Below are 12,096 nucleotides of genomic sequence, written 5' to 3'. Positions count from 1 at the left end.
GTCTGGCGCCCCCAACTCGCTCCGATCAGGCGCGCGGGCCGAAGGGTTTTTCCCTGATCCAGCGCGTCGCCACGAACTTCTGGCCGCGTGTCACCGGTTCGCCCGTATGCCAGGCGAGCGGGTGGGGCGCGGCTTTTTCATCGACATTCGAGAAAATCAGCAGCTCGCCTTTGCGGCCCTTTATCTTCATGTCGAGGTCGGGGAAGGCCGTCTCACCGCCGTCATAGTCCTCGTTGAGATAGAGCAGCGCAGTGGCGACCCGTTGATTGTCGGCGCCGGGAATGGCGTCGTGATGACGCTTGTATTGCTGGTCGCCGCTGTAATGAAGCAGCTGTAGCGGCTCACCGAACTGCTGGTCGAACCCCGAGACGTGCGCGATCCGCCGATTGAGCGCATTGATGAACGGTCGCTCGTTGATCCAGGGGAAAGCGGTGTTGCGGGAGGTTCGCACCGGATCGGGGCGCTGCTGGCCGGTTTGCGGATCGACCACCAGCGAGGGTTGGAGCGCCGGTTTGCCGAGTTCGAGGAGGAAAGCGATCTCCTCATCGCTGGCAAATGCCGGGACACGGCGAATGAGTGGATCGTCGGTTACCGTTTCGACAGAGAAATCGCGGGTCGGATTGCCCTCGCTATCGAGCGCCATCGCGTCGATGAGGTCTCGCTCGCGTCGGCTCCGGGCTCGCGGGCGACGATCGAGCAGCGCCAGCGTGTCGAGCGCGCCAGTCCAATCGGCCGCGCCTCCCGTTCCCCGTGCCTCGAAAGCGGCGAGACCGAGAATGGCGGTTTCATTGCCTGCCTTTGCCCCGACGCCGAGCCATGCGCGGCATTTCGAGAGATCCCGGCTAACGCCGCGCCCTGCGAGATAATGGCGCGCGACGTCGAGCGCGGCGTCACCGTCGCCGGCCCTCGCGGCCGCTTCGAGCCGCGTGAGGGGCGAGGGAGCACCATAGGGATTGAACGTGAAAACCATGCTGCCGAACTGACCACAAAAAAGGGGCCGGAGCAACGCTCCGACCCCTCTCTTGTCTAACAACCCAGCGCTTAGAAGTTGGCGCTGAAGCCGGCGTAGAACATACGACCGGTCGAGTTGTAGATGGCGCTCCCGCCACCGATGCCCGACAGACCGTAGGGCGGCTCGGCGCTCGTGAGGTTGTCGATGCCAACGTAGAAGTTGTAATCGTCACCGGCGTCGATGCCGACGCGGACGTCGTGGTAGAACATCGGCGGGTAGGTCGGATCAGCGTACTGGTCCGGGTTCTGCGGATCGTCACCGTTCACCGAGTTCATCGATTCATACGAACCGATGTACATCGGCGAGAGGTAGCGCAGCTGGTAACCCAGCGTGAACGCGCCCAGCTCGAGACGGTTGTTCCAGTTGAACGCGTCACGCGGATCGCCGAGTTCGCTCACATAGACGTTCTCGAAGTCCGGATCCGTCGGGTTCAGGTAGCCCGAGTTGTCGAACACGTGGGTGTAGGTCAGGCGAGTGTCGAAACGCGCACCGTCCCAGATTTCCCCACGATAGGCGACTTCCATGTCGACGCCGCGAGCGGTGAGCTTCGCGAAGTTGACCGACGACTGGATGAGGCTGCCTTCGAGGATGCGGAACTCTTCCTCACCGTTCGGGCCGCCACCGGGGCCAGCGCGTTCGAACAGATCGCAATACGGGTTACCCGCGGCGAGATCGTAGCACTGGTTGACGATGGTCTGAGCCGACACCGACGAGATAACGTCGTTGACGACGATATCGTAATAGTCGGCCGAGATCGACAGGCCGGGCAGGAAGTCCGGCTGGAAGATCGCACCGAGCGTCAAGCTGTCCGAGGTTTCACGCTGAAGCAGCGGGTTACCACCCGAACGGATTTCGAGCGACGCGCTGTAGCGGAAATCGTAATCGGCGGGACGGCCGGCCGCGGCGCAGTTCGCAGCGCGGTTCGACGTACCGTTGTTGATGTTGATTTCCGAGCAGGGGTCACCGAAGCCCGGGGCAAAGTTCTGCGAGAACGGGAACAGCAGTTCGCCCTGGTTCGGCGCGCGAACGGCGCGGGCCCAGCTGCCGCGGAAGCGAAGCGCATCCACCGGCGACCAGAAGCCGTTGACGTTATACGCCCAGACGGTGCCGGTCGTGCCCAGTTCGTAGTCCGAAACACGCGCAGCGGCGCTGACTTCGAGTTCTTCGAAGAAGGGAACGTCGTTGACGATCGGCAGGCGAATTTCGCCGAAGGCTTCCTTCACGGTCTGCGATTCGGCCGAGAAGGTCGGGATCGCATTGTAGAAGGTGTAGCCCAGCTGGATGTCTTCATCCTGGCGATATTCGATGTCGTCTTCGCGATATTCGGCGCCGAGAACGATGCCGATCGGACCACCGGGGAGCTCGAAGAAGCCCGAGGTGTCGCCCGCGATGAACGCCGTCGCGTCGAACTGGGTGATGAAGCCGTTGGCAAAACCGTCGAGCAGGACGTAGTCACGCGCCGCCTGGGTGATGTTGCCACCGCCGAGGATGTTGATCGGCACGCAGTTCGCGACGTCGGCCGCAAGGCGGGCATCGCCGTTGGGATCGTCACCGAAGAACCACGGATAGTAGCCGACGGCCGCATCCGGATCGATCTGCGAGTTACAGACGATGTCACCGGTGTCGGGATCGACGACCGCATCCAGGGCGAGAAGGAAACGCTGGGCGTCGAGGTTGCCCTGAACGCTGTTGGCTTCCTGAAGCTCGCCGTAGTTGACCGCGACTTCGTAGTTCCACGGACCGCCGAGGTCGCCGCGAACACCACCGACGATGCGGTAGAGGTCACGTTCGATCACTTCGGTACGCGAACCGAGGCCGAGCAGGCTCTGACGGACCGAGAAACGGTAATCGTCATCGACCGTGTTGCCGGCTTCTTCGTTGATGTCGATGATCAGCTGACGCGCCTGATCGGTCAGGTACGGGTTGTTGATGCTGATCTGTTCGCGGTTGTAGCCACCGATATACTGGTAGATATCGCCGAGCGCACCACCGAAGTCACCGTAGATGAACGCCGGACCCGAGCTGCCCGAACCGCTGATTTCGGTACGGACGTACTTGGCTTCGACGAACGGCTGAACCGCCGGCGTGACCTCGAAGTGGGCCAGCAGGTTGACCGCGTAACGGTCAAGGTTCGGCATCATCTGCACCTGGCGGTGGTTGTTGAAGTTCACGCCGTTGGTGCCACCGAGGATGACCGCCGTCGGACCGGTGCCGACCAGCTGGCCGTCGATTAGCGACAGGTTGCCGTCGAAGTCGAAGACGTACGGACAGTCGAAGGCACGACCGGTGAAGCTGCTGCCGCAATCGAGCAGACCGCTGCCAACATTGCCGGTACCCGGGAAGCGGAGCGTCCCGTTTTCGCCGTAGCGCGCGCCGAAGACGCCGCTCTGAACGAAGATGTTGTCCGGCGCACCGTCATCGGTCGCACCGTCAGTGTCGATGGTGATGAAGCCGGGGTTGTCACGGATCCATGCACGATCGTCGCCCCAATACTGGTCGGCACGAGCATATTCGCCCGAGATCGCGATGTTGCCGCGGCCGTCGGCGAAGTTCTTACCCCAGACACCCGAGATGAAGTAGTTGCCGGCATCGCCGTACTTCGAGATGCCGCCCTGACCACGAACCGAAAGACCTTCGAAGTCCTTCTTCATGATGAAGTTGACGACACCCGCGATGGCGTCCGAACCGTAGACCGCCGACGAACCGCCGGTCACGACTTCGACGCGCTCGATGAGATCGGTCGGGATCGAGTTGACGTCGACGCTGACGCCGGTGCTGAGCACGTCGCCGCCGACGTGACGACGACCGTCCTGAAGGACGAGCGTGCGTTCGGTGCCGAGGCCACGAAGATCGAGCAGGTTGAGGCCGGCCGTACCCAGGAAGCGGGTCGAGTTGGCCTGGCTGAAGGTGGAGCGAAGCGCCGGAAGGTCGTTCAGCGTGTCGCCGACCGAGACCGAACCGGTTTCGAAGAATTCTTCGCCGCCGACAGCGGTGACGGGCAGCGCGCTCTCGAGGTTGGGACGACGGATACGCGAGCCGGTGATGACGATGGCATCGCCCGGATCGACCGCGTCACCCGATTCAACTTCGACTTCGCTGTCGAGCTCGACAACCGGATCCTCTTCGGATTCGGTCTGCTGCGCGAACGCAGGCTGGGCAAAAGCGAATGCGCCGATCAGTGCGACCGGGGCAGCGCTGTGCATAAAGACTTTTCTAGACATAGTCCCCTCGTAGTAGTTAACCCAAGTTAGTCCTCGATCGGTGTGCTCTTTGGGTCACGACCCGGCAAAGCGCGCCGACAACCCAAACCTTCACGAATATGATCGAGAGACGTAGGCCGGGATAGGAGACAGAATTGTCATCGCATTGCAATCCCGGCGGCGCGAAAAAGGGGCCTTCAAGGTCGACACAGATGTAATCGACGGCGGCTTGTGTCGTTATTGTCACAGTTCGACCGGCGGCAGCGCTGCTTCGACGAATGGAGGGTGCGTTCATCTCGCCGAAATGGCCTCAGGGTCGGCAACGCTTCCCTCCTGCCACGCGAATGCTAAGGAAAGGCCATGAAGCAGCCATTTTCGCGCGAGAGAATCGGGGTGGACGGCGACCATGGCGTCAACGGCCTTCACGCATCTCGCGGCGGCGAGATGGGGAGGCGCGTTTGACCCCCTCGGTACTCGCCGTCCTGGGCATCTGGCTGGCCCTCGCGATGGGCATCAGCCTGTTCGCAGCCCGGCGCTGGCGCGCCGCCTCGGCGGTGCTCAGGTCGGCGCGCTCGCTTCACGATCTCATCGAGCGCTCCCCGGCGCGGGCGATGGTCATCGCCCCCGACAACAGCGTCGAGCTCGATAGCCAGTTGCGGGCTCTTTTGCGTCTCGATCACGACCCGCGCAGCATGATGGATCTGGCCGCCGGCGGGGTGCTTCCCGACGAGGAAGCGGGTGCGCTCGAGGCATCGGTAGAGGCCACCCGCCGTTCCGGCGAGCCGCTCGATACGACGATCGAGACGGCAGAGGGGCGTATCTTCGCGGTCCGCGGCGAGCTGACGGGCGCAGGCGGCGCGCCGGGCGCGATCCTTGGCTGGATGATCGACATCAGCGAGGCCGAAGAAGGCAAGCGCCGTCTCGCGCAGCGGCTCGAGCAGACCGAAAGCGCGCTCGACAGCCTCACGCACCTCATCGAGAGCGCGCCTTTCCCGATGTGGTATCGCGGCCCAGACATGAGCTTGGGGCTCGTGAATTCCGCCTTCGTGGCGGCCGTGGAGGGCGAGGATGCCGCCGACGTCATCGCGCGCGGTGCCGAGCTCATCGACGGGGGCGGCGATCGCAGCGCCCGCGCCGGCGCCCAGCTGGCGCTCGAGCAGGGCGCTCCTTTCTCGCGCCACCAGCCCGCCACCATCGGTGGCGAGCGGCGGATGCTCAGGATCGTCGACGTGCCGCTGCCGACGGGCGCGGTGGCGGGCTTCGCGCTCGACATCCAGGATCTCGAGGACGCGCGCTACGAACTGGCGCAGAACATCCAGTCGCAGCGCGAACTGGCCGATCGCATGGCGGCGGGCGCGGCGCAGTTCGACGCTGACGGCCGGCTCAGTTTCTACAACCAGCCCTTCCAGCTGATGAGCCAGCTCGACACCGAGGACCTCGACGAGGGCATCCCGTTCGACCGGCTGCTCGATGCGATGCGCGAGAAGGGGCGCGTGCCCGAGGTGCGCGACTATCCGAGCTGGAAGGCCGAGCGTCGCGAATGGTTTACCGCGACCGAGGAATTGATCGAGGAGGATTGGATCCTCGCCAATGGCGACCATCTGCGCGTCGTCGGCCAACCACTGCCCAATGGGGGACTGCGGCTCATCCTCGAGGATCGGACCGAACAGGTCCGGCTCGCCAGCGCGCGCGACACGCTGCTGCGGGTTCGGGCGGCGACCTTCGACAATCTGTTCGAGGTGATCAGCGTGTTTGCCTCCGATGGCCGCCTCTACTTGTGGAATCGCCGTTTCTCGCGGCTCTGGGGGCTCGAGGAAGGCTGGCTGTCCGAGCATCCGCGTGTGGACGAGCTCGTGCCCGCGATGGCGCAGAAGCTCGTCAATCCGACCGAGGCGGCGCAGATCCGCGAACTCGTCCGTTCGACGACCGCGGGACGACAGGCGGGTTCGGGCCGGATGACCATGACCGACGGCCGGGGCTTCGAATATGCCGCCGTGCCGCTGCCCGATGGCAATGTGCTCGTCACCATGGTCGACATCACCGACAGCCTGCGCATCGAGAGCGCGCTGCGCGAGCGCGCTCGCGCGCTGGAGGAGGCCGACAGCGTCAAGACCGACTTCGTGGCCAATATGAGCTATGAACTCCGCACCCCGCTGACCTCGATCGGCGGTTTCGCGCAGATGCTCGCGGCGGGATATGCCGGCGATCTGTCGGAGAGTGCCAAGGAATATCTCGACGCCATCCTGCTGTCGGTCGAGCGGTTGAGCCGGATGGTCGACCGCGTTCTCGATCTCACCCGGACAGAGGGCGGGGCGTTGCAGATCGAGCGCGAGCGCGTCGATTTGGCGGGTCTCGCGTCGACCGTGGGCGAGAATGCGTTGCCGCGCGCCAAGGAGCAGGGCCAGAAGCTCGACATCGTCATCGGCGAGGACACGGGCATCGTCTCGGGCGATGCGCGACGCTTGCGCGAGGCGATCGAAAACATCTTGCAAAATGCCGTGAACTACGCGGGGCAAGGCGCTGAAATCACGCTGGAATGTTCGGGCGACGACGAGGCGGCGCGCGTCACCGTGACCGATAATGGCGAGGGCATCGACCCTGACGAACAGCCGCGCGTATTCGACCGCTTCCACCGTAGCGAGCCGGGCGAGCGCGGCGAGGCGGCGCTGGGGCTCGGGCTGCCGCTCACGCGCCAGTTCATCGAGGCGCATGGCGGCCGCGTCGAACTCTTCTCCAAACCCGGCGAAGGAACGGCCGTCACGCTCGTCATCCCGCGAGGAGAGGCAGGATGATCCTTGCCGATGAAGCCGCCACCATGGCCGCCGGTGCCTTGCTGGCGGCGCAGGTTCGCCCCGGTGACGTCATCACGCTTTCGGGACCGCTGGGCGCAGGGAAGACGAGTTTCGCGCGCGGCTTCCTCGCCGCCTTGGGGCATGACGGCGAAGTGCCCAGCCCGAGCTTTTCCATCGTCCAGCCCTATGAACATCTGAACCCGCCCGTCTGGCACGCCGACCTCTATCGCATCGAGGAAGAGGGCGAACTCGACGAGCTCGGCCTCGACGACCTGGCGGATGCGGTCCTGCTTGTCGAATGGCCCGAACAGGCGGGCCGTTGGGATCATGCGCTGGCCATCGTCATCGATCCCGATGCCGAGACGGGAAGGCGTCGCTTGACAGTCTCGGCCCCGCCGTCTTGGAAAGAGCGATGCCCGTTTCAATGACCCCGCCCACGCTGGCGCCCGCCTTTCTCGATGCCGCCGGATGGGGAGGGGCCGAAATCCTGCCGCTGGCCGGTGATGCCAGTTTCCGCCGCTATTTCAGGGTCGTGCATCCCGAGCAGGGCCGCGGCGTCCTGATGGACGCGCCGCCCGAGCATGAGGATTCGCGTCCCTTCATCGCCATTGCCGAACATCTCGATGCGCAGGGTCTTCGCGCGCCGCGTATCCTGCATCGCGATCTTGAGGCGGGGCTGCTGCTGCTCGAGGATTTCGGCGATCGTCGGGTCGCCCCGGTGCTTGCGTCCTCGCAAGGCGATGAACGCGCCATCTATGCCGACGCGGTCGACACCTTGGTCAAGCTCCACGAAGCGCCGCTGCCGCGCGGGATCGAGCCTTATGACGAGACTGTGCTGAAGCGCGAAGTCGACCTGTTCGTCGACTGGTACCTTCCCGCGCTGGGCGTCGAAGACATCGACCGCGACGGCTTTGATGCGGCATGGAAGGCGGCGTGGCCGGGGCTGCTCGCACGGACCGCAGCGCATCCCGTTCTGGTGCTGCGCGACTATCATGCCGACAATCTGATGCTCCTCGACGAGGGCGGGCTGGGCCTGCTCGACTTCCAGGACGCGCTGGCAGGCCATGCCGCCTACGATCTCGTGTCGCTGCTGCAGGATGCACGGCGCGACGTCGATCCGGCACTGGAATCCGAGATGCGCGACCGGTTCATCCAGCGCAGCGGGATCGAGGATCGCGCGACCTTCCTCGCCGATTACGAGCTGATGGGGGCGCAGCGAAACGTCAAGATCCTCGGCATTTTCACCCGCCTGTGGAAGCGCGACGGCAAGTCGAGCTATCTCAAGTTCCAGCCACGCATGTGGGGCTTGGTCGAACGCAACCTTGCGCATCCGGCGCTGGCCCCGGTGGCCGACTGGTTCGACCGCAATGTGCCCCCGGCCTTGCGCGCCGCCGCCTGGCAGGAGCATGCCGAATGAAGCGCACGACCATGTCGCTTCGGCCCGAGGTGGACGCCGAGGTGCCGAAAACGGCAATGGTCATGGCTGCGGGGCTCGGGAAGCGCATGCGCCCGCTGACGGCGACGCGCCCCAAGCCGATGATCGAGCTGGCGGGCAAGCCGATGATCGATCACGTCCTCGACAAGCTCGAGGAGGCGGGGGTCGAGAAGGTGGTGGTCAATGTCCATTACCTCCCCGATGCGATCGAAGGACATCTGGCGACGCGGCGAGGGCTCGACATCGCCATTTCGGACGAGCGCGAGGCGCTCCTCGAAACGGGAGGCGGGTTGGTAAAGGCGCTGCCGCTCATCGACAGCGACCCATTTATATCCTGCAATAGCGACAATTTCTGGGTCGACGGGCCGAGCGACACGTTGAAGCTGCTGAGCCGTCAATGGGACGCGGAACGGATGGACGCGCTTCTGCTGCTCGTGCCGCATGCGCGCGCCTTTCATCACCGCGGCAAGGGCGACTTCCATCTCGACCGCCATGGCAAGCTGGCGCGGCGCCTTCCCAACAAGGTCGCGCCCTATGTCTTCACCGGCATCCAGCTGGTGTCCAAGCGCCTTCTGCGCGATGCGCCCGATGGCAAATTCTCTACCAACATCCTGTGGGATCGCGCAATCGAGGAGGGGCGGCTCTACGGGGCCGTTCACCAGGGGCTGTGGTTCGATGTCGGCACGCCGCCCGCCATCCCCGCGACCGAGTCGATCCTGCGCGATGAGTGAGGCGAGCGGCGCGGGGCGCCCGACGGTCTTTTCGATCCCCCCGCACCGCAGCTTCGTCGATGCGCTCGTCGCGGGCCTGCTCGACAAATATGGCGGCGACCCAATGCTTCTCGCACGCGGGCGCGTCCTCGTGCCGACCAATCGCGCCGCGCGATCCTTGCGCGATGCCTTCGTGCGGGCAGCGGGCGAGGGGTGCCTGTTGCCGCGCCTCGTCCCCATCGGTGACACAGAGCTCGGCGAGCGGCTCGGCCTCGCGCTCGATCCGATCGACGAAGCGCCGCTACCGCCAGCAATCGACCCCGACGAACGGCTCCTCATCCTCGCTCGGTTGCTTCGCGGCGGACAGGAGCGCGGCAGCGCGGTCTCCGCGCTGCGCGAGGCACGCGATCTCGCCCGAGCGCTAGACCAGCTGACGATCGAGGAAAAGACGCCGCAGGACCTCAAGGCGCTGGCGCCCGAGACGGGCGAATTGCCGACGCATTGGCAGCATCTGTTCGCCAAGCTCGACCTTGTCTTTACCGCCTGGCCCGACATCCTCGCGGACAAGGGCGCGATCGACCTCGCCGAGCGGCGCAATCGCCTGCTGCATCGGCTTGCTAAGCGCTGGCAGGAGACGCCGCCCGATGGCTTCACCATCGCGGCCGGCATCACAACGACGGCGCCCGCCGTGGCTCATCTGCTGAAGGTGATCGCGCGCTTGCGCGACGGCATGGTCGTCCTGCCTGCCTTGGCCCGCGAACGCGAGATGCCAGAGGCGGAGTGGGACGCGCTGGCCGAGGTGCGCGGCGAGGGCGAGGCGCTGGCCGAACCGTCGGGGACGATGCTCAGCCATCCGCAATATCATCTGCGCCTGCTGCTCGACCGCATGAGCGTGGCGCGCGGCGAGGTGCGCGACTGGCATCGGCGGGGCGATCCCGCCGCCCCTCCCGAGCGCAGCCGCGTCATCACCAATGCGATGGCCGCCGCGCGCTTCACCGACAAATGGCAGGACCTCGCCCCGATCGACCGGCGCCTGGGGTCGAAGGTCCGGGCGGCGACCTTTGCCGATCCCGCCGCCGAGGCGACCGGCATCGCGCTGGCGCTCCGGCGCGCGCTCGAAGAACCGGGCAAGACGGCGGCGCTCATCACCCCCGACCGCGACTTGTCGCGCCGCGTCGGCGCCATTCTCACCCGTTGGGGCGTGGCGGTCGATGACAGCGCGGGCCAACCGCTCGACCAGAGCGCGCCGGCCAGCCTGCTGCTTCACTTGCTCGGCGCACTCGAAGAGGAATGGGGGCCGATCGCCACCTTGGCGCTGGCCAAGCACCCGTTGGTCGGTGGGACAGGCGCCGAGCGCGGCGACTGGCTGCGCCATGTCCGCCGCCTCGACCTTGCGCTTCGCGGGCCTCGGCCTGCACCGGGGCTCGACGGGCTGGCCCAACGGCTGGGCAGGGACAAGGAGCGCGAGGCCTTCGCCGCCGTACGTCCGTTGCTCGAGGAGGCCGCAGCGTGCCTCGACGGGGCCGAGACGCTGGCGGCGCTTGCTCGGGGCCTGCATGAGGCGCTGGAAAGGCTGGCTGGGGATCGCGCCTGGACGGGCGCTGCGGGCCGCGAATTGTCGGCGCTGATCGAGGCGATCGAGACCTCGCCCGCGGCGAGCGAGTTTATGGTGCCACCCGAAGAGCGGCAGGCGCTGATGCGCAGCCTCATGGCGGGGCGCAGCGTGCGCCAACCGTATGGGGGGCATCCGCGTATCCAGTTGCTCGGCCTGCTCGAAGCGCGCTTGCTTCAAAGCGATCTCATGATCCTCGGCGGGCTAAACGAGGGCGTCTGGCCTGCCGACAGCGGGAGCGACCCATGGCTCGCCCCGCGCCTACGTCGGCTCCTTGGCTTGCCCGGGCTGGACAGCCGCATCGGGCTGGCCGCGCATGATTTCATGAGCGCGCTGGGGGCCCCCGAGGTGTTGCTGACAAGAGCGCAGCGCGATGCGCGCTCGCCGACGCGTCCGTCGCGTTTTTGGCTAAGGCTCGAGGCGATCAGCGGCGGCGTGCCACGTGATGACGAGTTGGAACGGCTGAGCCTCCTGCTCGATCGCCCCGACGGAGTGCATCCCGCGGCTCAGCCCCGGCCTGCGCCGCCCGCCGGGACGCGTCCGCGCAAGCTTCCGGTTACGGCTGTGGAGAAGCTGCGCGCCGACCCCTATGCCTTTTACGCGCAGCGGATGCTCGGGCTGAAGAGCCTCGACCCGTTGGAAAGCCGAGCGCTCGCGGCATGGCAGGGCAATCGCGTCCATGCGTTGCTCGAGGCATGGCTGAAGGAGGATGCGGGCGATCCAGGGGCGCTCATGCCAAGGCTAGAATCGATGCTTGATGGCGACGATATTCACCCGATGCTGCGCGCCCTGTGGGGGCCGCGACTGCGCGAGGGGATCGGCTTCATCCTTGCAGAGGTCGAGAAGGACCGCGCCGCAGGACGTATCCCGCACGCCGCCGAGCTGGAAGGCAGGGTGCGGCTGCACGGGGTCGAACTCTATGGCATCGCCGACCGTATCGATCGCTGCGCCCAAGGCGGGATCGCCATCGTCGATTACAAGACGGGATCCTCGCCGCAGCGCAAGGCGGTCGAGGCCGAATTCGCGCTCCAGCTCGGGCTTCTCGGCCTCATCGCGAGGGCTGGCGGTTTCGAGGACCGGCCGCTCGATCCGGTCGCACTCGAATATTGGAAGATGGCCAAGTCACGCACCGGCTATGGCGAGCGCATGGCGGCAACCCGCGGGGAGGTGGACGACTATCTTGCAACAGTCGATGCGCGATTGGCGCAATTGGTCCGCGACTATCTGACCGGCGAGGAGCCCTTCGTCGCCAAGCTCAATCCCGCCTTCGCCCCTTATGGAGACTATGATCAGTTGATGCGCCTCGAGGAATGGTATGGGCGCGATGCGTAACCG

At 65.8% G+C, this 12,096-nt stretch carries 7 protein-coding genes; 5 read left to right on the top strand and 2 right to left on the bottom strand.

The window, feature by feature from the left end; all coding sequences use genetic code 11:
- Positions 1-25: 25 nt before the first annotated feature.
- Together NUW51_RS03825 and NUW51_RS03820 are read right to left on the bottom strand one after the other, a co-directional pair.
- On the bottom strand, positions 26-970 hold the full coding sequence (locus NUW51_RS03825; protein ID WP_265562931.1) for a 2OG-Fe(II) oxygenase: 945 nt from the start codon (positions 968-970) through the stop codon (positions 26-28).
- 71 nt (positions 971-1,041) lie between these two features.
- Complete coding sequence (locus tag NUW51_RS03820) at positions 1,042-4,215, bottom strand: TonB-dependent receptor domain-containing protein (protein ID WP_265562930.1); 3,174 nt, start codon at positions 4,213-4,215, stop codon at positions 1,042-1,044.
- A 455-nt stretch (positions 4,216-4,670) separates the two neighbouring features.
- Here NUW51_RS03820 and NUW51_RS03815 point away from each other — a divergent pair, with 455 nt between their 5' ends.
- From NUW51_RS03815 to addB, 5 genes are read left to right on the top strand one after another with little or no spacing between them, the layout of a single operon-like run.
- Positions 4,671-7,004 carry a PAS-domain containing protein gene (locus NUW51_RS03815; RefSeq protein ID WP_265562928.1) on the top strand — a complete coding sequence of 778 codons (2,334 nt, stop codon included), beginning with the start codon at positions 4,671-4,673 and terminating at the stop codon, positions 7,002-7,004.
- Complete coding sequence (gene tsaE, locus NUW51_RS03810) at positions 7,001-7,432, top strand: tRNA (adenosine(37)-N6)-threonylcarbamoyltransferase complex ATPase subunit type 1 TsaE (RefSeq protein ID WP_265562926.1); 432 nt, start codon at positions 7,001-7,003, stop codon at positions 7,430-7,432. The genes NUW51_RS03815 and tsaE overlap by 4 nt, the downstream gene beginning before the upstream one ends.
- Positions 7,429-8,421 carry an aminoglycoside phosphotransferase family protein gene (locus NUW51_RS03805; RefSeq protein WP_265587916.1) on the top strand — a complete coding sequence of 331 codons (993 nt, stop codon included), beginning with the start codon at positions 7,429-7,431 and terminating at the stop codon, positions 8,419-8,421. The genes tsaE and NUW51_RS03805 overlap by 4 nt, the downstream gene beginning before the upstream one ends.
- Positions 8,418-9,170, top strand: coding sequence for a nucleotidyltransferase family protein (locus tag NUW51_RS03800; protein WP_265562922.1), 753 nt, complete (start codon positions 8,418-8,420; stop codon positions 9,168-9,170). The genes NUW51_RS03805 and NUW51_RS03800 overlap by 4 nt, the downstream gene beginning before the upstream one ends.
- Entirely contained in the window at positions 9,163-12,093 is a 2,931-nt protein-coding gene (addB, locus tag NUW51_RS03795) for a double-strand break repair protein AddB (RefSeq protein ID WP_265562920.1), read from the top strand. Before NUW51_RS03800 ends, addB begins: the two co-directional genes overlap by 8 nt.
- The last annotated feature ends 3 nt before the right edge of the window (positions 12,094-12,096 follow it).

This window comes from Sphingomicrobium arenosum (assembly GCF_026157085.1).
Taxonomy (GTDB): Bacteria; Pseudomonadota; Alphaproteobacteria; order Sphingomonadales; family Sphingomonadaceae; genus Sphingomicrobium; species Sphingomicrobium arenosum.
Note: the sequence above shows the minus strand (reverse complement) of the source record. Positions and strands in the feature narration are given on the sequence as shown.